Annotated in this window: 28 protein-coding genes; 17 read left to right on the forward strand and 11 right to left on the reverse strand. The window is 55.4% G+C overall.

The window, feature by feature from the left end:
- Positions 1-88 precede the first annotated feature (88 nt).
- The 8 genes from OSC10802_RS0102965 (at position 89) to OSC10802_RS38480 (ending at position 9,125) form a co-directional block, all read left to right on the forward strand.
- Positions 89-2,092, forward strand: a complete 2,004-nt coding sequence (locus OSC10802_RS0102965; RefSeq protein ID WP_026098118.1) for an AMP-binding protein — start codon at positions 89-91, stop codon at positions 2,090-2,092.
- Positions 2,093-2,127: 35 nt separating this feature from the next.
- A complete protein-coding gene (locus tag OSC10802_RS0102970; protein WP_017715299.1) occupies positions 2,128-2,577 on the forward strand; it encodes a YlqD family protein in 450 nt (149 codons plus the stop codon).
- A 235-nt stretch (positions 2,578-2,812) separates the two neighbouring features.
- Positions 2,813-4,096 carry a dihydrolipoamide acetyltransferase family protein gene (locus OSC10802_RS0102975; protein ID WP_017715300.1) on the forward strand — a complete coding sequence of 428 codons (1,284 nt, stop codon included), beginning with the start codon at positions 2,813-2,815 and terminating at the stop codon, positions 4,094-4,096.
- Between the two features lie 227 nt (positions 4,097-4,323).
- Positions 4,324-5,043 (forward strand): ROK family protein, encoded by a 720-nt coding sequence (locus OSC10802_RS0102980; protein ID WP_017715301.1) that lies wholly within the window; start codon positions 4,324-4,326, stop codon positions 5,041-5,043.
- Between the two features lie 141 nt (positions 5,044-5,184).
- Positions 5,185-6,183 (forward strand): zinc-dependent alcohol dehydrogenase family protein, encoded by a 999-nt coding sequence (locus OSC10802_RS0102985; protein WP_017715302.1) that lies wholly within the window; start codon positions 5,185-5,187, stop codon positions 6,181-6,183.
- A 390-nt stretch (positions 6,184-6,573) separates the two neighbouring features.
- The gene (locus tag OSC10802_RS53985) at positions 6,574-6,849 is read left to right on the forward strand and encodes a recombinase family protein (RefSeq protein ID WP_232731606.1); all 276 of its coding nucleotides are present in this window, start codon (positions 6,574-6,576) and stop codon (positions 6,847-6,849) included.
- Positions 6,850-7,099: 250 nt separating this feature from the next.
- Positions 7,100-7,807, forward strand: a complete 708-nt coding sequence (locus tag OSC10802_RS38475; protein WP_369797052.1) for a zinc ribbon domain-containing protein — start codon at positions 7,100-7,102, stop codon at positions 7,805-7,807.
- Positions 7,808-7,832: 25 nt separating this feature from the next.
- Positions 7,833-9,125, forward strand: a complete 1,293-nt coding sequence (locus tag OSC10802_RS38480) for an ATP-binding protein (protein WP_017715304.1) — start codon at positions 7,833-7,835, stop codon at positions 9,123-9,125.
- Between the two features lie 53 nt (positions 9,126-9,178).
- On the opposite strand, the gene ilvN is transcribed toward OSC10802_RS38480, so the two are convergent.
- Complete coding sequence (ilvN, locus tag OSC10802_RS0103000; RefSeq protein ID WP_017715305.1) at positions 9,179-9,700, reverse strand: acetolactate synthase small subunit; 522 nt, start codon at positions 9,698-9,700, stop codon at positions 9,179-9,181.
- 187 nt (positions 9,701-9,887) lie between these two features.
- Here ilvN and OSC10802_RS0103005 point away from each other — a divergent pair, with 187 nt between their 5' ends.
- Positions 9,888-10,235 carry a BON domain-containing protein gene (locus OSC10802_RS0103005; protein WP_026098119.1) on the forward strand — a complete coding sequence of 116 codons (348 nt, stop codon included), beginning with the start codon at positions 9,888-9,890 and terminating at the stop codon, positions 10,233-10,235.
- Between the two features lie 184 nt (positions 10,236-10,419).
- Here the strand turns inward: OSC10802_RS0103005 and OSC10802_RS38485 are convergent, their stop codons facing one another.
- Together OSC10802_RS38485 and OSC10802_RS0103015 are read right to left on the reverse strand one after the other, a co-directional pair.
- Entirely contained in the window at positions 10,420-11,823 is a 1,404-nt protein-coding gene (locus OSC10802_RS38485) for a cation:proton antiporter (protein ID WP_017715307.1), read from the reverse strand.
- Positions 11,824-12,032: 209 nt separating this feature from the next.
- Positions 12,033-12,845: a carbon-nitrogen hydrolase family protein gene (locus OSC10802_RS0103015; protein ID WP_017715308.1), complete on the reverse strand. Its 813-nt coding sequence runs from the start codon at positions 12,843-12,845 to the stop codon at positions 12,033-12,035.
- Positions 12,846-12,940: 95 nt separating this feature from the next.
- Between OSC10802_RS0103015 and OSC10802_RS0103020 the strand changes: the two genes are divergently transcribed.
- From OSC10802_RS0103020 to OSC10802_RS0103035, 3 genes are all read left to right on the forward strand, one after another.
- Positions 12,941-13,186 (forward strand): hypothetical protein, encoded by a 246-nt coding sequence (locus tag OSC10802_RS0103020; RefSeq protein WP_155967351.1) that lies wholly within the window; start codon positions 12,941-12,943, stop codon positions 13,184-13,186.
- Positions 13,183-13,578, forward strand: a complete 396-nt coding sequence (locus OSC10802_RS0103025) for a nuclear transport factor 2 family protein (RefSeq protein ID WP_017715310.1) — start codon at positions 13,183-13,185, stop codon at positions 13,576-13,578. Before OSC10802_RS0103020 ends, OSC10802_RS0103025 begins: the two co-directional genes overlap by 4 nt.
- 406 nt (positions 13,579-13,984) lie before the next feature.
- Positions 13,985-14,245 carry a nucleotidyltransferase family protein gene (locus tag OSC10802_RS0103035; protein ID WP_369797053.1) on the forward strand — a complete coding sequence of 87 codons (261 nt, stop codon included), beginning with the start codon at positions 13,985-13,987 and terminating at the stop codon, positions 14,243-14,245.
- A gap of 105 nt (positions 14,246-14,350) precedes the next feature.
- On the opposite strand, the gene OSC10802_RS48690 is transcribed toward OSC10802_RS0103035, so the two are convergent.
- Complete coding sequence (locus tag OSC10802_RS48690; RefSeq protein ID WP_155967352.1) at positions 14,351-14,518, reverse strand: hypothetical protein; 168 nt, start codon at positions 14,516-14,518, stop codon at positions 14,351-14,353.
- Between the two features lie 79 nt (positions 14,519-14,597).
- Between OSC10802_RS48690 and OSC10802_RS48695 the strand changes: the two genes are divergently transcribed.
- Positions 14,598-14,795, forward strand: a complete 198-nt coding sequence (locus tag OSC10802_RS48695) for a hypothetical protein (RefSeq protein WP_017715313.1) — start codon at positions 14,598-14,600, stop codon at positions 14,793-14,795.
- 117 nt (positions 14,796-14,912) lie between these two features.
- Here OSC10802_RS48695 and OSC10802_RS0103045 read toward each other — a convergent pair whose 3' ends face one another.
- Positions 14,913-15,548 (reverse strand): hypothetical protein, encoded by a 636-nt coding sequence (locus OSC10802_RS0103045; RefSeq protein ID WP_017715314.1) that lies wholly within the window; start codon positions 15,546-15,548, stop codon positions 14,913-14,915.
- Between the two features lie 409 nt (positions 15,549-15,957).
- On the opposite strand from OSC10802_RS0103045, the gene OSC10802_RS0103050 reads away from it, so the two are divergent.
- The 3 genes from OSC10802_RS0103050 to OSC10802_RS0103060 all read left to right on the forward strand — a co-directional run bounded on the left by OSC10802_RS0103050 (position 15,958) and on the right by OSC10802_RS0103060 (position 18,835).
- Positions 15,958-17,175 carry a M20 metallopeptidase family protein gene (locus OSC10802_RS0103050; RefSeq protein WP_017715315.1) on the forward strand — a complete coding sequence of 406 codons (1,218 nt, stop codon included), beginning with the start codon at positions 15,958-15,960 and terminating at the stop codon, positions 17,173-17,175.
- Between the two features lie 109 nt (positions 17,176-17,284).
- A complete protein-coding gene (locus tag OSC10802_RS0103055; protein WP_044170360.1) occupies positions 17,285-17,884 on the forward strand; it encodes a MiaE family protein in 600 nt (199 codons plus the stop codon).
- A 465-nt stretch (positions 17,885-18,349) separates the two neighbouring features.
- Entirely contained in the window at positions 18,350-18,835 is a 486-nt protein-coding gene (locus OSC10802_RS0103060; protein ID WP_017715317.1) for a GNAT family N-acetyltransferase, read from the forward strand.
- 172 nt (positions 18,836-19,007) lie between these two features.
- On the opposite strand, the gene OSC10802_RS0103065 is transcribed toward OSC10802_RS0103060, so the two are convergent.
- From OSC10802_RS0103065 to OSC10802_RS0103085, 5 genes are all read right to left on the reverse strand, one after another.
- Positions 19,008-19,751, reverse strand: coding sequence for a Uma2 family endonuclease (locus tag OSC10802_RS0103065; RefSeq protein WP_017715318.1), 744 nt, complete (start codon positions 19,749-19,751; stop codon positions 19,008-19,010).
- A gap of 275 nt (positions 19,752-20,026) precedes the next feature.
- A complete protein-coding gene (locus tag OSC10802_RS0103070; protein ID WP_017715319.1) occupies positions 20,027-20,221 on the reverse strand; it encodes a heavy-metal-associated domain-containing protein in 195 nt (64 codons plus the stop codon).
- A gap of 260 nt (positions 20,222-20,481) precedes the next feature.
- Positions 20,482-21,204, reverse strand: coding sequence for an ABC transporter ATP-binding protein (locus OSC10802_RS0103075; protein WP_017715320.1), 723 nt, complete (start codon positions 21,202-21,204; stop codon positions 20,482-20,484).
- A 9-nt stretch (positions 21,205-21,213) separates the two neighbouring features.
- On the reverse strand, positions 21,214-22,065 hold the full coding sequence (locus OSC10802_RS0103080; protein ID WP_017715321.1) for an ABC transporter ATP-binding protein: 852 nt from the start codon (positions 22,063-22,065) through the stop codon (positions 21,214-21,216).
- Positions 22,062-23,009, reverse strand: coding sequence for a branched-chain amino acid ABC transporter permease (locus OSC10802_RS0103085; RefSeq protein WP_017715322.1), 948 nt, complete (start codon positions 23,007-23,009; stop codon positions 22,062-22,064). Before OSC10802_RS0103085 ends, OSC10802_RS0103080 begins: the two co-directional genes overlap by 4 nt.
- Before the next feature lie 53 nt (positions 23,010-23,062).
- Between OSC10802_RS0103085 and OSC10802_RS0103090 the strand changes: the two genes are divergently transcribed.
- Positions 23,063-23,374 carry a Uma2 family endonuclease gene (locus tag OSC10802_RS0103090; RefSeq protein ID WP_017715323.1) on the forward strand — a complete coding sequence of 104 codons (312 nt, stop codon included), beginning with the start codon at positions 23,063-23,065 and terminating at the stop codon, positions 23,372-23,374.
- A 21-nt stretch (positions 23,375-23,395) separates the two neighbouring features.
- Here the strand turns inward: OSC10802_RS0103090 and OSC10802_RS0103095 are convergent, their stop codons facing one another.
- Positions 23,396-24,346 carry a branched-chain amino acid ABC transporter permease gene (locus OSC10802_RS0103095; protein ID WP_017715324.1) on the reverse strand — a complete coding sequence of 317 codons (951 nt, stop codon included), beginning with the start codon at positions 24,344-24,346 and terminating at the stop codon, positions 23,396-23,398.
- Between the last annotated feature and the right edge of the window lie 50 nt (positions 24,347-24,396).

Consider the following 24,396-nt stretch of genomic DNA (forward strand, 5'->3'; position numbering starts at 1 on the left):
GAGCCCGGTAAGAAAACTGTCCCGAGACTGGCACATTCAGTCCCCAATATCTCTGACACTAGACTTGTAGCGACATTTCCTCTTACGCATGAACCGCCCACCCTCTTCCAATGCCTACAACCCCACCAGTCAAGAACGAGCCGACTTGGCGCGGATGGTCGATTACAGCTCAGTGCAGTCGCTAGCGGAAATTTGGCCTCTGGCGAAAGAGCGCTTTGGCAGCGTGATTGCCCTGCAAGACCCGCACGCCAAGCCGCCGGTGCAGCTGACCTACGCGGCGCTGGCAGAGCAGATCCAGCAGTTTGCCGGCGGGCTGCAGGCACTGGGGTTGCAACCGCACAACGGGGACACCCCCCCGCGCGTCGCCCTGTTTTCTGACAACAGCCCCCGCTGGTTTATCGCCGATCAGGGGATTATCGCCGCCGGCGCTGCAGATGCGGTGCGCTCCTCACAAGCCGACAGGGATGAGCTGCTGTACATCCTGGAAAATAGCGGCAGCACCGGCTTGGTGGTGGAAAACCTGGCGGCGCTGAAAAAACTGCGCCCGCGCCTGGACGACCTGCCGGTGGAGTGGGTGGTGCTGCTGTCCGACGAACAGCCCCCCGATGAAGCCCTGCCGGTGCGCAACTTCTCCCAAGTGATGGCTCAAGGCGCTGGCAAATTCCAGCCGCCGCCACCGCCAAACCGGCAAACCCTGGCCACCCTGCTCTACACCTCCGGCACCACCGGCAAACCCAAAGGCGTCTCCCTCACCCACGGCAACCTGCTGCACCAGATCTCCACCTTGGGTGCCGTGATTCAGCCGCAACCGGGAGATCGAGCCCTCACCCTCCTCCCGACCTGGCACACCCTGGGGCGCACCGCCGAATACTTTCTCCTCTGCGCTGGCTGCACCCAGATATACACCAACATCCGCTACATCAAGCGAGACTTCAAAGACTTCAAACCCCAGTACCTGGTGGCGGTCCCCCGCCTGTGGGAGTCCATCTATGAAGGCGTCCAGAAACAGTTCCGCGAACAGCCCGAAAATAAGCAGCGCTTGGTAAAAACCTTCCTGAATCTCAGCCAGCGCTATATCGAAAACAAGCGCACCTGGCAGCAGCTGCAGTTGCAGCCCCAACCAAGCGCCCTTCCCGAAAGGCTGCTGGCGGGCATACAAGCCGCAGCCCTGTGGCCAATTCACGCCCTGGCAGGACGCCTGGTTTACTCGAAAATCCGGCAGGCGACCGGCGGCGAGCTCAAGTACGCCATCTGCGGCGGCGGCTCCTTGGCCATGCACTTGGAAAATTTCTTTGAGATTGTCGGGCTGCAACTGCTGGTGGGCTACGGCTTGACAGAAACCTCGCCGGTGCTGAGCGCACGGCGTTACTGGCACAACCTGCGGGGCTCCTCTGGCAAACCGATTCCCGGCACCGAAATCAAAATAGTCGATCTGGAAACCCGCAAAGAGCTTCCTGCCGGCCAGCGCGGCCTGGTTCTGGCGCGCGGACCCCAGCTGATGGCGGGCTACTATCAAAATTCGGAAGCCACGGCTAAGGCAATTGATAAAGATGGGTGGTTTGACACCGGCGACTTGGGCTGGGTGACGGCAGCGAACGATCTGGTGCTCACCGGGCGGGCGAAAGACACGATTGTGCTCACCAATGGGGAAAACATCGAGCCCCAGCCCATTGAAGACGCCTGCGCCCGCAGCCCTTATATTGACCAGATTGTGCTGGTAGGGCAAGATCAGAAAGCCCTCGGCGCACTGATTGTGCCCAATTTAGACGCCCTGCAAAAGTGGGCGGCGACCCAGAACATGCAGTTGCGCCTGCCGGCACCGATTGCCAGCCCGCCGGCGATGGTCCCAGGCCAAGCCGAAATGCCGGCGGCAGACCTCGATAGCAAGCCCGTCCAAGATTTGTTCCGGCAAGAATTGAATCGGGAGGTGCAAAACCGCCCCGGATACCGGCCCGACGACCGCATTGGCCCCTTCCGCCTGATTTTGGAGCCCTTTTCCACAGACAATGGCATGCTGACGCAAACCCTGAAAATCAAGCGACCTGTCGTGATGGAACGCTACCGCGATATGATCGACGGGATGTTTTCTTGATCCGGAAATTTTAAGCCAGAGCGAGAGCAAAGCTTATGGATATACCCACCTCCAAATTGTTCTTGAAACGATCCATTACGGTAAAAGCCGTCGTCACTCCCCGCTGGAAAGAAGAAGCTCAGCAGCAACTGCAAGCCCAAATCAACCAAATTGACAGTCAGCTGCAGCAGATGGAAATGCAGGCGCAGCGGATGATATCGGACATTCAAAGGCAAAGTCTGCAGCCCCCCGGACCTCAGGTGCTGCAGCAAATTGAGAATATTCAAGTCCAGGTGAATCAAAGGAAAAGTGAGCTGCTAGAGCAGAAAAATCAGATCCTGCAACAGCTGCAGCAAGTGCAGGTGCTGCAGCTGGAACAAGAGGTGAACCAGGGCCAGATTGAAAGCCTTTTCAGCATCGATCGGGGAGAAAACCTGGTAGAAAAGATGCAGGTAGAAATTCTGCTGCGGGATGGGGTGCTAGAGGAAATTCGCGGCGACCTTTAGGGACGATGCCTTCCGCCAGCGGGCCCGCACCGCCGGCCCTCAGGCGCGCGGGAAGGGTCCCGGGACTTGCAAAAACCGAGTTTGAGCGCGCTCACGGCGCTCTCGGGGCGCTTTCCTTGCGTCCAGAAACCTGGGAGCGGTGCCCGGCAAGTCCAAGGGCGCGAAATGCCCAGAACGGGATATAATGAAATGTTGCCTTGATGTAGTTTAATTTGTCGATTCGGATCGCCACGCTATGATTCACGAAGTTTTCATGCCCGCCCTCAGTTCCACGATGACCGAAGGCAAGATTGTGTCCTGGGAAAAGTCCCCAGGAGACAAGATTGAAAAAGGCGAAACAGTCGTGGTGGTCGAGTCGGACAAGGCAGACATGGATGTAGAGTCCTTTTATGAGGGCTATCTGGCTACGATCGTCGTGCCCGCCGGCGAAACGGCTGCTGTTGGCGCTGCTATCGCTCTGGTGGCGGAAACGGAAGCGGAAATAGAAACGGCCAAGCAGCAAGCGGCAGCGGCCAGCCAGCCGGCAGCCGAAAAGCCCGCCCCCGCCCCAGCCGCCCCAGAAGCCGCGCCCCAAGCCGCCCCCCAAGAAACCGCCAGCCGCCAGAATGGCAGGCTTGTCGTCTCTCCCCGCGCCAAGAAGCTGGCCAAGGAACTGGGGGTCGATTTGACCGGCCTGAAAGGCAGTGGCCCATCGGGGCGGATTGTCGCTGAGGATGTGGAAGCAGCAGCAGGGAAGGCCAAACCGCCCGCCGCCGCAGCGCCCGCACCGGCAGTGACGCCAGTGGCGCAACCAGTACCGGCAGCGCCGATCAAACCGGCACCGGCAGCACCGGCTGCAGTGCCGGCAGGTCAGGTGGTGCCCCTCAACACCCTGCAACAGGCTGTGGTGCGGAATATGGTGGCCAGTTTGCAGGTGCCGGCCTTCCGCGTCGCCTACACCATCACCACGGACAGCCTGGACAAGCTTTACAAGCAAGTGAAGTCTAAGGGCGTCACGATGACGGCACTGCTGGCTAAAGCAGTGGCAATCACCCTGCAAAAACACCCGCTGCTCAACGCCCGCTATACTGAACACGGGATTGAGTATCCCGCTGCGATTAATATCTCTATCGCAGTGGCGATGGAGGGCGGCGGGCTGATTACGCCGGTGTTGCAAAATGCCGACCGGGTTGATATCTACTCCCTGTCTCGCACTTGGAAGGATTTGGTTGAGCGCTCCCGCGTTAAGCAGCTGCAGCCGGCAGAGTATACCACAGGCACCTTCACTCTGTCAAATCTGGGGATGTATGGGGTGGACCGGTTTGACGCGATCTTGCCGCCCGGACAGGGATCTATCCTGGCGATCGGGGCGTCGCGGCCTCAAGTGGTGGCCACGGAAGACGGCATGCTGGGCGTGCGCCGGCAAATGCAGGTGAATATCACCTGCGATCACCGGGTTATCTACGGTGCCGATGCCGCTGCTTTCTTGCAGGATTTGGCGAAGTTGATAGAAACTGAGGCTCAATCTCTGACTCTTTAGGAAGAACTTGATGCTTGCCGGTGCGAGCAACTCCCAAAAAAACCCGGTTTCTTTGAGAAACCGGGTTCCTGAGTCGAAACCCGGTTTTTTTGAGAGACCGGATTTCTGGCAAAGGTTTCACCTAGAAGTTAGAACTGCTAGACTGATAAGGGACTGCCGAACTCCTCACTGTAAAACCGAACGTGTGAAGTCCTGATTGCAAACCTTTAACTACCTTTTCTACTGAAATGGTTAAAACCGATAAAGCTATGCGAACCTTATCCGTTGATATCGGCGGGAGTGGCATCAAGGCTCTTGTTCTGGACGCTGCAGGCGAGCCGGTGACGGAACGCAGCCGTGTGGATACGCCGCAACCCCCCAAACCGGAGGCCGTGATTGCGGCGATCGCAGATTTGGCAGCCGGTCTTGGGGAGTTTGACCGCGCCTCTGCCGGCTTTCCTGGCGTGGTGCGCCTCGGTGTTATTTATACGGCGGTGAATTTAGACCCGGACTGGGTGGGGTTTGATTTGGCAAAGGCGCTTCAAGAACGCTTGAATGTGCCGGTGCGGGTGGCAAATGATGCCGACATGCAGGGTATGGGGGCAATTTCTGGCAAGGGGGTTGAGCTGACAATCACTCTGGGCACCGGCTTTGGCTCGGGACTGTTTGTGGATGGGAAACTTGTGCCCAATCTGGAAATGGGTCACCACCCGTTTCGCAAGGGGGAAACCTATGAGCAGCAGCTGGGGCGGGCGGCTCTCGATGAGGCCGGCAGTAAAAAATGGAACAGCCGGCTTGAAAAGGCGATTGCCTCTCTCCAGCGCCTGTTCAATCCCGATTTTATTTATATCGGCGGCGGTGAGGCGAAAAAGGTGACTCTGGAACTGCCGGAAAATGTCAAGATTGTGCCGAATGTTAGCGGTCTGTTGGGCGGGATTGCTCTCTGGCAGGATGCGCGGGAAAGTTGAACCGCTAATCTGAATTTTGGATTTGGGATTTTGGATGCCAGGATGTGGCAAGAAACCGGGTTTCTTTGAGAAACCCGGTTTATACGCTCTCACAACTCAAATAGAAACGCTATATCAGGTAGTGCGAGAGGAAATGCAGCGATGAAAGCAGTGGTGATGACGGCAGCCGGCAACCCCGATGTCCTGCAAGTCCAGGAGGTGCCAGAACCGGCAATTGAAAAAGATACAGAAATAGTGGTGCGCTTGCGGGCTGCCGGTGTTAACCCTATCGATACGAAATTGCGCAAGCGGGGCACTTTTTATCCGGAGAGGACACCGGCAGTTTTGGGCTGCGACGGAGCCGGTGTGGTGGAAGCCACCGGCTCCGGGGTGACGCAGTTTCGCACGGGCGATGAGGTGTATTTCTGCAATGGCGGGCTGGGCGGACCGGCAGGCAATTATGCTGAATTCGCCGTCGTCGATGAGCGCTTTGCCGCGAGAAAACCGGCGTCTCTGAGCTTTGCGGAAGCTGCTGCTGCGCCGCTGGTGCTGATTACCGCTTGGGAGTCTCTCTATGACCGGGGAAGGCTGCAAGCTGGGCAAAAGGTGCTGGTTCATGCGGGTGCCGGTGGGGTGGGCCATGTGGCGGTTCAGCTGGCAAAACTGCAAGGTGCGGGGGTTTGCGCGACGGTTGGCTCCGAGGAAAAAGCTGAGTTTGTCCGCCAGTTGGGCGCGGAGTTGCCGATTTTGTACAAGCAAACGGATTTCGCACAAGCGGTTTTGGACTGGACTGGCGGAGAGGGGGTGGACCTGGGATTCGACACGGTGGGGGGAGAGACGTTTTACAAAACTGTCCCGGCGGTGCGGGTGTATGGAGATTTGGTGACGATTTTAGAGCCTGAACCCGATAAGGGAAATTTGAAAGCGGCTCGCATGCGCAACCTGCGAATCAGCCTGGAACTGATGCTGACGCCGATGCTGCAAGGGCTGGTGGAATACCAGCAGGAGCAGGCAAAAATACTGCAGCAGTGCGCCCGGATGATTGATGAGGGCCGGTTGAAGATTCACCTGAGCAAAATCTTCCCTTTGGCAGAGGCAGCCGAGGCTCACAAGCTGCTAGAAACTGGTTCGGTGACGGGTAAGATTGCTCTGACGATCTAGGTTTCCCACTCTTCGAGGAGGAAGCGTCGAGAAATAGGGTGCGTTCCCCTGGAACGCAGCCAAAGAGTTCCGTGATGATGGCTGTACCTGCTGGTATCAAACGTTGCAAGCAGCAGGGGTTGAGCCGGCAGCGCTCCTTCTCAGCCACACTGCTATTAACACAGTGCGTGAGGAGTGTCAAGGCTTTGATCGGGAAAGGTTGATCGACAGTGGCTCAATTGCTAACAGCCGCCAAAGTATGCTAACCTCTGCTCATGGCATACATTCCTCTCAGAAAAGCGGTCGAGTTTCTGGGATTGCACCCAAACACGCGCTCGAAAATATGCAGATGAAGGCAAAATCAAAAGCATCCGCACCCCAAATGGACAGCGCCTCTTTGACGCCGAATCATTGGGAGGGGATACAGCTAAAGCTGCCACTGTTTGCTACTGCCGAGTCAGCTCGGCCAAACAGCGAGACGATAGCGAAGCGGGACGCTATCGCGTCCTTCTCGCCCGCCAAGTCCAGTTCATGCGAGATCGCTATCCCCAAGCCGAAATCATCCAAGACATCGGATCGGGACTCAACTTCAAGCGAAAAGGACTGCAATCCCTACTGGTCAGACTTATGCGCGGCGATCAGCTCACGGTTGTGGTTGCCTGCCGTGACCGACTGTGCGGGTTTTGATTCGAGCTGTTCGAGTTCATGGTTCAACAAAACGGTGGGGGGCTCCTGGTTCTCGACCCATCTGCTCATTGCCGGGAATCCGAGCTCACAGCCGCAGCGTAGCGGCTCCGTTTGGAGCATCTTCTCGCCATCCTTCACGTCTGCCGCTTCGCTCAAGCAAGCTACAGCTGCAGGATGCAGGGGCGATTGCGCTACCGCTTGGCTATCTCGCAAGATCCGAATCTTCCTGAGCCCTGAACAGAAAGCGCTCTTGAAGCAATGGTTTGGCGTGTCCCGATATGTCTGCAACGCCACTATCAAGCACCTTCAGGAGCCAGGGACGAAAGCCAACTGGATGGCCGTTGCCCCCATTATTTTGGGGGCGCTGCCTGAATGGGCCTTTTTTTCCGAATCATCCTGCGGATGGATTGGCAATGACGCCAACTTGCGGATTCAGAAGCTCTGCTTCAAGCTAGATCGTCTTATCTCAAAAATTAGCAAGGCAAAATCGGCTCAGAAGCGGCGCTTGAAGAAGGCCGCCGATCGCATTCGGTGCAAAGTAGAGCACTTGGTGAAAGAACTGCATCACAAGACCGCTCGATTTCTGGTTGAGAACTTTGACGTGATTCTCCTGCCGGGCTTTGAATCCTCTCAAATGGCAGGCAAGTCACGGCGCAAAATAAAGTCAAAAACCGTGCGGCAGCTGCTGACTCTATCGCATTACCAGTTCAAGAAGCACTTGGAGTGGAAGGCTTGGGAGATGGGCAAAATTACCCTAACTGATATCAATAAAGCTTACACCTCAAAGACTGTCTCGTGGACTGGCGAAATCGTCAATCTCGGCGGATTGAGAACCATCAGATCGAAAATTGATGGGCGAGTCATGAATCGGGATCTAAATGGCGAGCGTGGGATCTTCCTGCGGGCATTGGTTGATACGCCTTGGTTGAGAGATGCTCTCAACTTATGTATTTGTTAGCATTTGTTAGCAAAAAAGTATCGGAGTGAAAGACTGCGCCATTATTATGCTTTCCCCCAGCGGACATACAGTCAGCTGGAATACCGGCGCTGAGCTTCTTACCGGCTATCTCGCCGAAGAGATTACTGGCCAGCACTTTTCCTGTTTCTATCTGGCGGAGGACGTGGAGCGTGGCAACCCCGAGCGAGCGCTGCTCTTGGCGGCAGAGAGCGGCCAGTTTGAGCAAATCACGTTTGCCAATCCGGCGGCTGCTAGAATGCTAGGCTGTGAGGTGGCAGAACTGATTGACCAGCCTTTGCGCGAGCTCGCTCACCTCTCGCACGCTGACGTCACCGGACCGGACCCGCCAGAAAGTTCTGTTTGCGGTGCCGAGATGTTTCAGGGAGCCCCTTCGGAAGTGGCTGAGCGGGTGAGGGAAGACGTGTTTTATCGCCGCGACGGAACGAGTTTCCCCGTAGAGTTCGTCTGCACCCCGATTCAAGAACAGGGCGAACTCGTAGGCGCGGTTGTGACTTTCAAAGACATTAGCGAGCGCAAAGCGGTGGAGCGGATGAAGCAGGAGTTTGTCTCGACGGTGAGCCACGAACTGCGCACGCCCCTGACCTCGATGCGCGGTGCCCTCGGTCTGATTGCCAGCGGGTTGCTGGTTTCCCAACCGGAAAAAGCCCACCGCATGCTGGAGATTGCCGTCTCCAACACCGACCGCTTGGTGCGGCTGATCAATGACATCCTGGATTTGGAGCGCATCGAGTCGGGCAAGATTGCGATGGACAAAAAGAACTGCGACGCCGCCGACTTGATGCTCCAGGCTGCAGAAACCATGCAGCCTATGGCCCAGAAGGCGGGCGTCACCCTGTCGCTGGTGCCGGTTGGAGGGCTCCCGCAAGGGGTGCCCCTGCAGGCTGACCCCGATCGCATCCTCCAGACCTTGACAAATTTGCTGAGTAATGCTATAAAGTTTTCTCCCCCAGGGTCTACCGTTTGGCTGACTGGGGAGATGCGGGAGGGGGGAGGGGCTAACACGGATTGTGACGTAGCACGAACGGATAACAACAGGTTAATTCATTCGTGTGCCGGCTGTCCGTGCGTGCTGATCGCTGTGAGGGACCAGGGGCGGGGCATACCGGCGGACAAGCTCGATAGTATCTTTGAGCGCTTCCTGCAGGTGGATGCCTCGGATGCGCGGGATAAGGGGGGAACCGGCCTGGGGCTGGCCATTTGCCGCACCATCGTGCAGCAGCACGGCGGGCGCATCTGGGCGGAGAGTGTGCTGGGTGAGGGCAGCACGTTCTACGTCAGCTTGCCGGTGAGCGAATAGAGAGAAGCAAAAAACCTCTTCTTGGCGTTCTTGGCGTCTTGGCGGTTCGTTCTTCAAGAAATCTTCGCTTCCAAAGACTTGAGGAACTCGGTATTGACGCCCGACTCGCGGGTGAGGGCAATTTTGCCGGTGCGGGCAATCTCGCGAATGCCAAATTTATTGAGCACCTGCACAAAAGCCACCATCTTGCCCGGATCGCCCACCACTTCGATGGTTACCGATTCCTCCGAGACATCCACCACCCGCGCCCGAAAAATCTGGGCCAGTTCGACAATTTCTGAGCGGTTGGCGCTGGTGGCGTTAACCTTGAGCAGCATTAACTCGCGCTCCACGCAGGGCGTTTCCGTGATGTCCTGCACCTTGAGGACGTTAATCAGCTTGTACAGCTGCTTGGTGAGCTGCTCGATCACGCGGTCATCCCCAGGCACGACCATTGTAATCCGAGAGATGCCCACTTGCTCCGCTGGGCCAACTGCTAGGCTCTCAATGTTAAAGCCCCGACGGGCAAACAGACCGGCAATCCGGGCGAGGACCCCGGCTTCGTCTTCGACGAGAACAGAAAGGGTGTGTTTCATGGCTTGCACCAAAAGCTGCCGGTGCGGTGAGCGGCTCGGCTTTCGACCGGCATAGGGTTGTCTAAGGCTTAATTTTATCTTTAATAACCGGACGTTCAGAAGTTTCTAACCATATCATAAGGTTTATTTGCCAGAATCCAAATTACTGGTGCACCTGCTCTGTCAAACCAAATTGGAGGAATTACCGATGGGTTGGTTACAAAGACTGTTTGGCCTGGAAAAGCCCCAGACTGAACCGGCGACTGTTGAGGGTTACTCCGTGCCGGCTGAACCGCAAAAGCCCGGTATCCCGCCAGAACGGCTGGGCTTGGAAGGGGAATATGACGACAGCGGGCTGGCGAAGCGCGTCGCTCTGGCCTTCGACCAAAATCCAGACGTGGCCAACCTCGACCGCGTGTGGGTGGCTCAAACCGGCTCTAAGGTGGTTTTGAAAGGGGATGTCCCCGATCTGGAGACGCTGAACAAGCTGGTTGACATCGCCTCGGGCGTTTACGGTGCCGGCGATGTCAATACCGATGGAGTGAACGTTGGTTAGAGGTGCCGGCTGATGGGTTTTGGGTTTTTTCTCGCTCCCGGGTGCTGCCCGGGGATGCTAGACTGTTAGATTTTTAATCTGCATGTTTCCTCAAGGAGGCAGAGCCTCCAGAGCAGCGTTCCCAGGCGGAGCCTGGGAACGAGGGTGATTCTTTCTGGATGCAAAGTAAGGAGAGATTGGCGCTTTACTTTATCTGCTGGGGAAGCTCAGCGCCCTTGGGTTCTTGAAAGACGACTCGCAACAGGGGCGGCGCTACAAAGGTTGTCAGGATCACCATCATAATTATCGCCGCATTCAGGGAATCTGAGAGGACGCCACTGGCGGTGCCAACACCGGCAAACACCAGCCCCACTTCGCCTCGGGGAATCATGCCGATGCCAATGGCCAAGCGGTTAATGTTGGGCTGGCCAAACACCGCCCAGCCGGTGACGACTTTACCGAGGATGGCAACGACTATTAAGAAGGTGGCAATAATCAGCCCTTCGCGATTGCTGGGAACCGCTGGGTTGAGGACGCCGAGGTTGGTTCTGGCACCGACGCTGACAAAGAAAATCGGCACCATTATATCAGCAATCGGTCTAATTTGCTTTTCCAGTTCTTTGCGCTTGTCGGTTTCGTCGAAGACTAAGCCGGCGGCAAAAGAGCCGAGGATGGCTTCCAAGCGGATGACGGCTCCAATGTAGGAGAGGACGAAGGCGAAGATCAGTGCCGGTATGACGAGTTCGCCGCGCGTCTTGAGTTTCTCGACAATTGCGATAAAGCTTTTGTTGAAAAAATTGCCCAGCAGGATTGCGCCGAGGAGGAAAATGCTGGAGCTGAGAATCAGGTAGATGACGTTGGTGACGTCCACAACGCCTGTTTTGGCCAAGCTAGCGACGACCGCCAGAACGATGATGCCCAGCACGTCGTCGATGACTGCAGCGCCAATGATAATCTGGCCCTCTCTTGTATTCAGGCGCTGGATTTCTGAGAGAACTTTGGAGGTGATGCCAATGCTGGTTGCAGTCAGCGCCGCCCCTGCAAAAATTGCCGGCACGGCGGGGGTGCCAAAGAGGGTCATCAGACCGGCAGTGCCGGCGGCAAAGGGCACCGCCACCCCGACGACTGCGACGACAGTGGCTTGGAAGCCGACTTCTATGAGCTGTTTTAAGTTGGATTCCAGACCGATTTCAAACAGGAGGATGATTACGCCGAGTTCGGCTAAGACGGAAATCACCTCGCTCTGGGCTTGAAAGGTGGCTTCGGCTGCGGCGGGGCTCAAACCGGCAGTGGCTTGCAGGAAGCTGATAATCACGGAGCTGGAACTATCGATCCCGGCTTCGGGAAACACCAGCAGGTGCAGGGCGGAGACGCCCACCACCACACCGCCCACCAGTTCGCCCAAGACAGGGGGGAAGCCGAGGGCGTTGGAGAGCTCTCCGCCTATTTTGCTGGCTAGGTAAATTACGACTAAGCTCAGCAGCACTCCCGCCAGCACCATTGAGCTTTCAGCTGCTTCGGCGGTGGCTAGCAGGGGCGGGATGGAGCCGGCGTCTGGGAATGAAACGCTGGGCATTAAGGAAGTCACCCAGATAATCGAATCGATCATTCGTTCCGCAGTAAATCTTCTATCCCAATGTACAAGTTTATTAGTAAAAGCCTGCAGGGCAAGCTTTGTTAAAAATCTATGACAGGGATAGAGATTAGCGGGTAGGGGGTGGGGGGTAGGGGTGAGGGGTGAGGGGTTGGGTAGGGGAGTGGGGGGAATTGCCAATGCCCCATGCCCGATGCCCCCATTGCCCGCTGCCCCCATGCCCTTCAGACAAAAACCCGGTGCTGCAAGCTGGGCATCTGCCGGCGGACTTGCTCCAGGCGTGCCGGCTTAATTTCTGCGATCGCCACTCCGGGGGTGTCACCGGCATCGGCGAGGATGACGCCCCAGGGGTCGATAATCATGGCGTGGCCATGTGTCTGGCGCAGGGCGTAGTGCCGCCCGGTTTGTGCCGGTGCGATGACGTAGCAGGTGTTTTCAATGGCTCTGGCTTGCAGGAGGATTTGCCAGTGGTCTTTGCCGGTGTAGGCGGTGAAGGCGGCTGGGACAAACAGGATTTGGGCTCCTTGGTGGGAGAGGTGCCGGTACAGTTCTGGGAAGCGGACATCGTAGCACACGGAGAGCCCTATGTTGCCCAGCTGTTGAGAGGAGTAGACTTGGGGGAGTTGGGTGCCGGCTTTGACGGTGCTGGACTCTTGATAGGTGTTGCCGTCTGGCAAGTTGACGTCAAACAGGTGGACTTTCTGGTAGCGGGCGAGTTCTGCGCCGGTGGGATCGATCAGCAGGGCGGTGTTGTAGACTTTGCCGGTGTCCACCGGCACGGGGAAGCCACCGCCCAAGACGGCGATCTGGAAGCGCTGGGCCACTGTTTTGAGGAATTTTTCACTCTGAGTGGCGATGGCTTCTGCTTGGGCGATTTTCTCTTTTTCTTCGCCCATGAAGGAAAAATTCTCTGGCAAGCACACCAACTCGGCACCGCGACGCACGGCTTGATCTATGAGTTCTTCTGCCTGAACCAGGTTTTTTTCCAGGTCAGCTGTGCTGGTCATTTGGATGGCGGCGGCGAGATAGGATTTCATGGATTGAATGGACTGACGGTTGAGCGAAAGTGAGAGGGGCAGTCTCGATGTTCGAGGGTGCCTCTGATCCACAATATCTTGCTTGTTACTGTTTTATGACTGTGTTGGGGGGGAAGCTGGGACAGGGAAGCGGGGGAGAGGCGAGGGACCGGCGAGGGACCGGCGAGGGACAGGGGGGACAGGCGGGACGCCTGTCCTACGTCTTGCGGGGCGGGACAGGGGCGGGACAGGGGCGGGACCGGCGGGGGACCGGCGGGGGACCGGCGTCCCGCCGGTCCTACGTCTTTTGGGGGGTGAGGTTTTGGGTTTGGAGATATTATATTAATAATAACATAGGATGAGCGATATGTCAATAGAATTGATTCAAAAAGTTATCACAGACTACTATGCTGCCACGCGGGCAATGGATGTGGGGGCGTGGTTGGCTACGATGGCGGAAGATGTGGCGAGTTACCAGCCGGTGGGGACGCCGGCACTCCAAGGGCACGAAACGCTGCGGCTGTTTTTTACGAACATTGTCAGTGCCTTTGAAACGGTGGGGCTGACGGAAGATTTTGTCCATATTTCGGATAATGAGGTGGCGGTGAAGTGGACGGGGAGGGGGATTGGGAAAAGCGGTCAGGAGGTGAGGTTTGAAGGGATTGATTTGTTTGAGATAGATGCGCGGGGGCTGATTCAAACGGTGCGGGCTTACTGGGACCCGACTGTGCTGATGGCTGAGTTGCAGGTTTAGTTGGGAATGGCACCGGCTTGCGGGGGAAGGGTTTGGTGGGGCGGGATGGGTGGGGCGATTTTGAGGTAGAATTTGAAGAGGTTTTTTGGGGGGGAAGTGGTGAGAGATGTCTACGCGGAGGGTAACAGTGGATTTGCCGGTATCGGTGTTCAGGCAGCTGGCGGAGATGGCGAAGCTGTCAAATAAATCGGTGGAAGAAGTTGCAGCGCAGGCGATAGCGAGCAATTTGCCACGAGACTGTTGGCGAATTAACGGGGGGTTAGACCTACAGCTAGTTCCTAGGCGATTAGCCAGGTTCCTGGCGATTGAAATCGCGGCTATACAGACGAAGCCCGCCTTCGCGGGCTAAGAGTAGAGCGAGACTCTCAAAATCTGCCCGGTTTTTCCTCCTGCAAGCTTGAGCATTGTGGCAGCACACCGGCAGCAATTGCGGGCAATGGGGGTGAAGTCGTTGGAGCTGTTTGGCTCAGTGGCGCGGGATGAGGCGAATGCAGACAGTGATGTGGACTTTTTGGTGGAGTTTGACCGGCCTGTTGGGCTGGGATTTTTCGAGGGGCAGGACTATTTAGAGGAGATTTTAGGCTGTTCTGTGGATTTGGGAACTAGGGAAGCGTTGAAGGAACATTTACGAGAGCCGGTGTTGACAGTCTGTTGCCGGATCTTGTAGGGTGCGTTCCCCAAAGGGGAACGCACCCTACTTCTATTTCGCCGGCTAAGAGTAGAGGGAGACTTTCAAAATAAACCACCGGCACAGAGTGTGAAGTTGACAAGCTTACTGCAGAAGGGTGCCGGCTTTTGGGGGTGGCTTTTTTAGCGGCTGTTTGCAGGGAGCACCGGCGTGAGGGGGTGCTTTGCAGCGGGTGCCGGTGAGGGCGAACCATGAGCCATCGTTCGGTAGAGAGGCGACTGGGCGTTCTGCAAACCGAGTTCGGAACTCCATCGTTCGAGTTCAGAGGTTCATCGTTCGAGCTCGGAAGATTGCCGGTGGTGCTGGGAGCAAAGAGTTTAAAGTGACTGAGATGTTCAAATACAACAATATTGGCCCCTTGAGACATCGCAAAATCTACAATGCGCCGGCTCACCCTGTGGGCTTCACACTCATCGATATGACGGAGCTTAGCCCACCAGGCTTTGTTATCCTGTTCGGCTTTGGCAATGATTCCGGTTTTTCGACGTTGAGTTGCCACCTTACCCAAACAGCGCTTCCTGCGGCGTGACAAGTCGGCTCCGCCCTTAATGAATCGCGTGGCTACTTGCTAGCCGTTGCTGTCAAGTATAGTGCAGACTGCTAAATGTTCGTTAATGTTTAGATCCAGATCGCAGATTCTAAAACCCTAGTTTTGAGCTTGTTTTAGTGCTTTTTGTGGGCGTTCAAACTCTAGTTCAATTGGAAAGTGAAGTTCAATTCTCTGACCTTTAATAACTGCGTGAGGACAGCCGCGCTTCCACCCATCAGGAATCTGTCTGCCCCGCAACTTGAATTTAACCCAAGCCCAGGAGGAACCTGTCCAGAGTTTGAGCATTATCGTGTTGCCGGTGTACTCTTTGTGCGTTCCTGAATAGAATGTGGGTTTCCAATTCCACTGTCGGGGAGGCACAGGGGGGCGTTCCGTGAATTTTTTGCCCTTGGCTAAACTGTCAGCCTTGCGCCGCTGCCACTTCTGATAGGTTGTGTGGAAAGACTTGGCTGCGCCATAAGCTTGATTGATGCAGGCCCGACGCAGAGGCATTGGAATGCTCCAGGGCAATAAGAATTCTGGTTCTGGCCGGTCTGTTCCTACGATGGTCAATCTTTCTAGTTCAGATAAAGCACTTTTTTGGCTCAAAGCAAGTAAATGGGTTTTGTCCAAAAGCAGCAGCAAATAGAAACCCGTCACTTGGTTGTATAAGTCCTCGGTGGACTTAAACCAATCGAGCTGACGAGATTCCAGGCGCTGAATAAGGGTTTTCGTCCTTTTGCTTTGAGCCATTGATGCTTAATCAACCAGAAAAATGCTACTAGCTGCAAAGTCTAGATTTATCTCACCACTTGTCTGATTAATAGCACAGAAGTCAGCACCCTGTCAAGCCCTTACCGGCTTGCCCAGAAGAACCCCAGAAAACCAAGGGGGATAGAGGGAAAGAGAAGAGTTCATCCCACGCGCTGCGCAGCGCCGGCACAACCCCACCGGCAAACTAAGTGAGGAGCACTCTGGCGCTCGCCCTCTGCGCCTGAACCGGCTCCCTTTTTCTCCTGGTTCGCGGACAGCCGCCGGCCAGCGATAAAATGCGATCGTCTGCTGACTTTTCTGGTATAATTCCGTATTTTTGCTCTGGGCGGAAACCTTACAAAAATGTTAATTTAGATAAACTCAAGTAAATTTTGTAAACAGTTACACAATGAGCGCTCCCTCCATCACTCCAACTTCTGTTAAGCTATGTCAGCTGCGACCGGCAGTTGAAAACTTGCAACAGCGCTTAGTCGAGTGGCGCAGACACCTGCACCAGCGCCCGGAACTCGGTTTCCAAGAGCAACTGACAGCGGAGTTTGTCTCGCAAAAGTTGCAAGAATGGGGCATCGAACACCAAACCGGCATCGCCAAAACGGGCATTGTGGCCACGATTGACAGCGGCCAGCCGGGACGGGTGCTGGCCATCCGAGCGGATATGGACGCCCTGCCGATTCAGGAAGAGAACGACGTGCCCTACCGCTCCGCCCACGACGGCATCATGCACGCCTGCGGGCACGACGGACACACTGCGATCGCCCTCGGCACGGCTTGCTATCTCTCCCAGCACCGGCACACCTTCACCGGCACGGTGAAAATCATCTTCCAGCCGGCAGAAGAAGGTCCCGGCGGCGCGAAGCCGATGATTGAAGCGGGGGTGCTGAGAAATCCAAATGCAGACGCTATCATTGGCTTGCACCTGTGGAACACTATTCCCGTCGGCACTGTAGGGGTTCGCAGCGGGGCGCTGATGGCAGCCACAGAAACGTTTTACTGCACAATTCAAGGGAAAGGCGGGCACGGAGCACTTCCCCACCAAACGGTTGACTCGATTGTGGTGGCGGCGCAAGTGGTAAACGCCTTGCAAACGATAGTCTCCCGCAATGTTGCTCCGCTAGAATCGGCAGTGGTGACGGTCGGGAAATTCCACGCCGGCACAGCGGTGAATGTGATTGCCGACACAGCGGAACTCGGCGGGACGGTGAGGTATTTCAACCCAGCATTAGGGAAACTCCTGCCGCAGCGACTGGAGCAGATTATTGCCGGTGTTTGCGCCAGCCAGGGGGCGAGTTACGAGCTAAAATACAAGCCGCTCTATCCGCCGGTGCTCAACGATCCGGCAATGGCGGAACTGGTGCGCAGTGTGGCGGCATCAGTGGTCGAAACTCCCGCCGGCATTGTGCCGGAATGCCAAACAATGGGCGGCGAGGACATGTCGTTCTTTTTGCAAGAAGTGCCCGGTTGCTATTTCTTCTTGGGGTCGGCAAACCTGTCGATGAATTTAAGCTACCCCCACCACCACCCCCGCTTTGATTTTGACGAAACAGCTCTCGGCATGGGGGTGGAAATCTTTGTCCGCTGCGTGGAAAAATTTCTGCAATTAGGATAGAATAGGGAATAGGGCATTGGGCATTGGGCATTGGGCATTGGGCATTGGGCATTGCCCAATGCCCATGTCCTAAACTTACTGTTTATTGCTATAACAGCGATTTGTGACCGTGGAATCTCCGACACTTCCAACGATAAAATTCCTGAAACAGCCCAGCTCACGGGAATGGCTTGAGCAAGCGATTGCCAACCCGAACCCTATCTTGCTGGATCACTCTCACTGCGAGCGCAAGGCTGCCGGTGTGGCGCTGAATTTGATGTTTCGCTATCCTTCTAATGCGAAGATGGTGCGGGTGCTGACCGCAATTGCGCGAGAGGAGCTGGAACATTTCGAGCAAGTTAACCAGTGGCTAGAGCGGCGGGGCGTTCCTCTCGGACCCCTGCAGCCCCCTCCTTACGGTGCCGGTTTGAATGCGCAAATTCGCCGGCAAGAACCGGGGCGTCTGCTGGATTCTTTGCTGGTTGCCGGTTTGATAGAAGCTCGCAGTCACGAACGCTTGGGACTTCTGGGCACCCACTGTCCCGACCCAGAACTGGCCAAGTTTTATCGCGGTTTGATGGCGTCTGAGGCGCGTCATTACGGGGCATACTGGATTTTGGCAACGACTTACTTTGAGCGAGAGGAAGTGACTCAGCGACTGGAAGAATTAGCCACAGTAGAAAGCCAGCTGCTGGCAACTTTGCACCCGCAACCGAGAATCCACAGTTAATTTTGGATTTTGGATTTTGGATTTTGGATTTTAGATTATGATATCATCTTACCCTCGTTCCGGGGCGGGCACGGGAAACACTGGTGTCAACTTAAGCTGTGTCCCGCAGTCTCTGGGCGGTTGAAACCGCAGCTACACAGACCAAACCCGCCTGCGCGGGTTTGAAAAGTCCCGCTCTTCTCTTAAGTCCGCGAAGGCGGACTTCGTTTGTATAGCCGCGATTTCAATCGCCAGGAGCTTAAGTTGACACCAATGGCACGGGGACCCGCCCCTACAGCCTGGGAACGCAGTTTTGGAGGCTCTGCCTCCTTTCTCCAAAAAGCAGCATTATAGCGTTTCTCATATTAGTGAGGTACTGAGAAACCCGGTTTCTTTAAGAAACCGGGTTTCTGGCCATAGTTCATCCAACTGAGAACCGCTATATTAGCCTAACAGCTTATCATCTTGACAAATTCCACACAGCTGATGAAAACAGATTATCGCGATTTTGTAATTCGTTCCTGGGAGGAGGGCGATCGCGCCCGCGCTGCGGAGGTGATTCGCTCTGTCCTCGCAGAGTATGGCTTGGGCTGGGAGGCTGCCGGTGCGGATATAGACGTGCTGGAGGTGGAGAAGTTCTATCAAGCCACCGGCGGCGAATTCTGGGTGATAGAACAGCAGGGATTGCTGGTGGGCACCGGCGCTTACTATCCGGTTTCGCGGGGCGAAAATGCTGTGGAAATCCGCAAGATGTACTTGCTCCCGCAGGTGAGGGGGCAAGGGTTGGGCCGGTTTTTGCTGCAACAGCTGGAGAGTGCGGTGGCAGCGCGTGGCTTCACCCATATCTGGATTGAAACCGCCAGCGTGCTCAAAGAAGCCGTGCTGCTGTATGAAAGCAGCGGATACCAGCCGGCGACGGGCGTGGAAACTCGCCGGTGCGATCGCGTTTATGTGAAATCTCTGGTAAGTTAGAAGCGAGAGAAAAGGAGCGAGAAAAATTATTCCACGCTTCTTATAGTTTTGTGCAATTGAATGATTTACTGGCGGGAAAAATACACTCTTAACCCCTGCCAGAAACCGGGTTTCTTGTGGGGCAATTACATGTCAACTGACCCAGTAAAAGAAACCCGGTTTCTTACCCTTTTCACTCGGGCAAATCCCCAAAGCGATCTCGATAGCGCTTCAACAACTCCTCCATTTCTGCCATCTGTTGCGCGGCTTGCTCGGCTCGCTGGCGTTCCTGCTCGGCTCGCTGGCGCTCCTGCTCGGCTCGCTGGCGTTCCTGCTCGGCTCGCTGTTGCTCCTGCTCTAGAAGCTTCTCAATCTCAAGGTAGGATAAAAATGGCGTTCCGTCAGGACGGTAAATCTGTAATTCCTCGCCAGATAAATCAAACCGAATCCCCAAGCGAGGACTCCCCCATGAATCCACTGACTCAATTAAATCCAAACCGGCTTCACCGCGCAGCCAAACCCTGAGCTGGTTGTTGGCGGGATTGTAAATGTAATACTCCTCCACGCCATACCGCTCGTAAAACACCAATTTCCTATCCATCTCATCCTGCGTGTTGCTGGGAGAGAGAATTTCAAACACAACTTGGGGGGCTACGTTACCTTCTTCCCACTGCTTGTAGGAGAGGCGTTTTCCCTTGGGGCGTCCCAACGCCACCATCACGTCGGGAGCGGTGAAAATTTTGCTGTTCCCCTGCACGGGATACCAAAACAAATCACCGGCTACGAATACGTTCGGATCGTCTGCATACAGCGATTCCAAATTCTGCTCGACCGCCACAAGCCAGCGAAATTGTTCGGTATTATTTGCCATTGGCTGTCCGTCACTGTCGGGGTAGATGACCTCTGGTTTTGTGGGAGATTCAATTTGCGAAACCATAACCAAAGAAGACCCATCGAATTGATGTTTCTATTCTAGCGCAAGGAGGAGCGATTGTGTTGTGCGGACAAAGGAGAGCTACCAAAATAGAATTCCCCCCACTAGAGCGCTTGTCGCTTAGTGGGGGGAATCCGTTATATCATGTCCGGTAGCACCGTTGTTGTGCCCTGGGTGGGGGCGGGTTTATTCATCTTCTGCATCTGTGCCAGAAATGTCTTGGCAGAACCCGCCCCTACAAGGTACGGCACACAAAACCCATGCAAGCGGACACGATATTACTCTACCGTGTGACCTGTAGCTACGATCGCCTGTTTAATTGACTCTTCCGAGACTTGAGATTCCACGGAAACAGTCTTTTGATCCAAATCCACATTCACACCGGCATCGGAGTCAACCGTTTTGATGGCTTTGGTAACGGTGTCCACACAGCCCTGACAGACCATCGAGGGGACTTTCAGTTCGAGTGCCATAAGCTAAACCTAGTTAGTGTGCTGAAAACGATTTTACATCTTAATGATACACTAAAGTTGGGGGATTGGGTATTGAGCATGGGGCATGGGGCATTGAGAATCGGCAGACCAGCGGTTGCAGTAGTTCAAGGACATGATATGATATACCGGGTACTAAAAAACCCGGTTTCTTTAAGAAACCGGGTTTCTGGCACACCGTTCTGGCAAACAGCCAGACGGGATAAATCGGAGATGGGATTTATCCCGTCTCTTCAACAGGCTCACCCCAGATACGCCTGCTTAACCCGCTCATCCTTGAGCAAGTCTTGCGCTGCGCCAGAGAGGGTGATGCCACCGGCTTCCAGAACATAGCCGCGATTGGCAATTTGCAAAGCGAGATTGGCATTTTGCTCAACCAGGAGAATCGTCACGCCGGTGGCGCGGAGATTTTCGATAATTGAGAAAATCTCGCGCACGATCGCCGGTGCCAAACCGAGACTGGGCTCATCGAGCAGTAACAATTTTGGCCGGCTCATCAGAGCGCGGGCGATCGCAAGCATTTGCTGCTCGCCGCCGCTGAGCGTTCCCGCCAGCTGGTGCCGGCGCTCTTTCAGACGCGGGAAAATCTCAAATTGGCGCTGCATATCCGCCCTCACCTCAGACGCATTCGAGCGGATGTAAGCCCCCAATTCCAAATTCACCTCGACAGTTTGCCGAGACAGGACTCGCCGCCCTTCAGGACTGTGGGCGATGCCCAATTTTACCACCTCGTGAGGTTGCCGGCGCGTGATGTCGCGCCCACTGTAAATAATTTTCCCGGCGCGCGGGGTGACGATTTTGGAAATAGCCCGCAGCGTCGTGCTTTTTCCCGCCCCGTTGGCACCAATCAGGGTAACAACCTCCCCAACATTGACCGCAATATTGATATTTTGCAGGGCTTCAATGCCGCCATAGCTGACAGAAAGGTTGGCAATCTCTAGCAGCGGTACAGGTTTTTCGTTCATCTGCGGTTCCTACTCATCTCCCAAATAGGCTTCAATCACAGCCGGGTCATTTCTCACCACAGAGGGCTCCCCCAAAGCAATCAGCTGGCCGAAATCCAAGACAGCAATGCGGTCGCACAAACCCATCACCAGGGGGACGTGATGCTCAATCAAGATAACCGTCAAATTGAATCGGTCCCGCACTTCCCGAATAAATTCACTCAGCTGGTGCTTCTCGCTGGGGTTCATACCGGCAGCCGGTTCATCGAGCAGCAAGACTTGCGGTTCTAGGGCGAGGGCGCGGGCAATTTCCAGCCGGCGCTGATCGCCGTAAGCAAAATTCTTGGCTTTTTCCTCAGCCCGATCGCGCAAGCCAACCAGTTCCAGCAACTCCAGGGCTTTCTGCTTCGTTTGTCGCTCCTCAAGGGGAGCCGGTGGCAAACCCAGCACCCCTTGCAACACCGTACTTTTAATGTGAGTGTGGCGGGCGATACTAACATTTTCCAGCGCCGAGAGTTCTCCGAACAGGCGAATATTTTGAAAGGTTCGCGCGATGCCTCTAGCGGCAATTTGGTGGGGGCGGAGCCGGGTAATTTTCTTGCCTTGATAGAGCAGCTTCCCGCTCGAAGGCTGGATTAGGCCGGTGATCGTATTAAACAGGGTTGTTTTCCCCGCGCCGTTCGGGCCAATCAGCCCAAATATCTCGTGCTTATGTACGGTGAAGGACACCTTATTCACAGCGACCAACCCCCCAAAGCGGCGAGTCAGCTCTTTCGCCTCCAGCAGGGGCGGGTTTTGCGCCGGCCCTTTCTTTTCCTCTGCTGAGGGCAATCGCTCACTCGCCCCAGCCGGGCTGTTTGTCGCGAAGTTTTCTTGGCTCATTTTTCTGCTTTAATCTGCTGTTTGTGGCTGCGATTGCGTTGTCTAAATAAATCGGGCGTTACCAAACCTTGGGGGAAAAAAATCGTTCCCAAGACGATCAGCACTCCGAAAACAATCAGGCGACCGTCCCGCAGGAATTGCGCCAGAGCGGTGGGCAAGTTTGGGGTGTCGGCGAGCCCTCGCAGCACTTCTGGAAGTGCGGTGAATGCCATCCCCCCCAAAACCGGTCCCAAAAACGTTCTGCTCCCACCAATCAGCACCGAAGTTAAGTAAACAATACTGGCGTCAAAGGTGCCTTGGCGGGCGTTCCAGGTATTGAGAAAGTGGGCGCTGAGAGCACCCACCACCCCCGCCAGGATAGCGCCCAGCGTGAATGCCAGTACCTTATAGTAAGTCGGATTGATACCCATCGCACCGGCAGCCAGCTCGTCCTCGCGAATCCCGATAAACGCTCGTCCCGCGCGGATGCGCTCCAGCCGGTAGAGGACAGCCATACTAGCCAGCAGCAAAGGAACCGCCACCCACAAATACTCGATAGGAGTTGCAAAGGGTTGGGGGATGCCGAAAATGCCAACCGCGCCGCCGGTGATCTCCAAATTGAGAGAGAGTACGCGCAGGACTTCCACAAAGGCAATCGTTGCGATCGCCAAATAAATCCCGCGCAATCGCAGTGCCGGTATCCCCACCACAACACCCAGCACACCGCAGACCGCACCGGCAGCCAGCATCTCCAAAAGCAGCAAAGTCAGGGGAAATTGACTGCCGGTGCTGGGGAAAACCTTGGTTGACAGAATTGCCGCAATGTACCCGCCCAAAGCATAGAAACCCGGACTGGCCAGAGACAGCTGCCCCGCCATCAGCGGCAAGTACAGGGACAGCCCCATGAGCGCCCCCAGCAGCATCGATACGATGAGAAAGCCGTAGGTTGACAAAAATCCATCCATAGCGATTCAGGGTACAAACTATAATAAAATTATCAGTTACTGCCAACGCTATCATGTCAGAGTACAACCCGCAACTCTACTGGCCCTCTGCGGAAGATTTACCCGATTCTGACGGCACTCCTTTGGGCAATCAACTGCAACATTTGATTCCCGGTCTGCTGGAAGCGATTCTGGCGCTCGTGTGGGCGAACCGCACCGATTGGTTTTTTGGCGCTAAAATGGGGCTTTACTATCACCCTGACAAACGCGCCATTGTCCCAGATGGCTTTCTCTCTTTGGGGGTGCCGCGTTTTATTGATGAGGAATTTGTCCCCCAAAAAGGCGTAGGACAGGCGTCTCGCCTGTCCCACCCAAAAATGACGTAGCACCGGCGTCTCGCCTGCCCACTACACCTTCTGAATCAGCTGGCGACCCAGCAAACCTTGGGGTCTGACTAACAGCATCACAAACAAAATTCCAAAGGCAACCGCATCCTTATATGCCGAGTAATCTGCCGGCACAAACGCTTCCACCAGCCCAATCGCCAAACCGCCCAGCACCGCACCGGGAATACTCCCCAAACCGCCCAGCACAATCACCGCCAAACCCTTCAGCCCAAAGGCAATCCCAAAATAGGGGCCGGCAATACTCACACTAGACCCGACCAAAGTCCCCGCCAGCCCAGCAAAGAAACTGCTGATAAAAAAAGTCAGCACAATATATAAATCCGTGTTGATGCCCAGCAAACACGCCGTGGTCGTATCTTCCGCAACAGCCTTCATCGCCTTGCCAAACTTGGTGGCGTTGATAAAATAAGTGAGGATTGCCAGACTCACCACACACACCCCAAAAATCACCACCTGCACGCTGCGGATGGGAATTGGTTTCTCCGCCGTGCCAAAATTAATCGCCGCCGGCAAATTCCCGTAAGTATTTGCTGGAAACGTGTAGCTTTCCGCGCCAACCAAATACTGGATAAGGTTGACAATAACCAGCGCCACACCCAAACTAGAAACCACCGTCAGCAGCGAGTCAGCACCCCTGCGCCGCAAAGGGCGAAAAGCAATCCGCTCAACCCCAACCCCAACCAACCCAGCCAGCGCACTGCCCAAAATCAGCGCCGGTGCGAATGGCAGCTGCACCGGCAGCGCGGCATTCGCCAGCAATCCATTAAACCCAAACTTCCCTCCCATCAGCGAGTAAGTGAAATACGCCCCCAGGGTAAAAATCGCCCCGTGAGCGAAATTAATAATCCCCAATATAGAGAATATCAGCGTGTATCCCAAGGCAAAAATGGCATAAACACTGCCAATCGACAAGCCATTTAGGAAGTTTTGCAAAAATATAGTTAGATCCATTTTACATTTTCAACCGCAAGTGAGTGCAGCGCGAGTCAAAATTAGCCCGC

The sequence above is a fragment of the Kamptonema formosum PCC 10802 genome, from assembly GCF_000332335.1.
Taxonomy (GTDB): Bacteria; Cyanobacteriota; Cyanobacteriia; order Cyanobacteriales; family Oscillatoriaceae; genus Oscillatoria.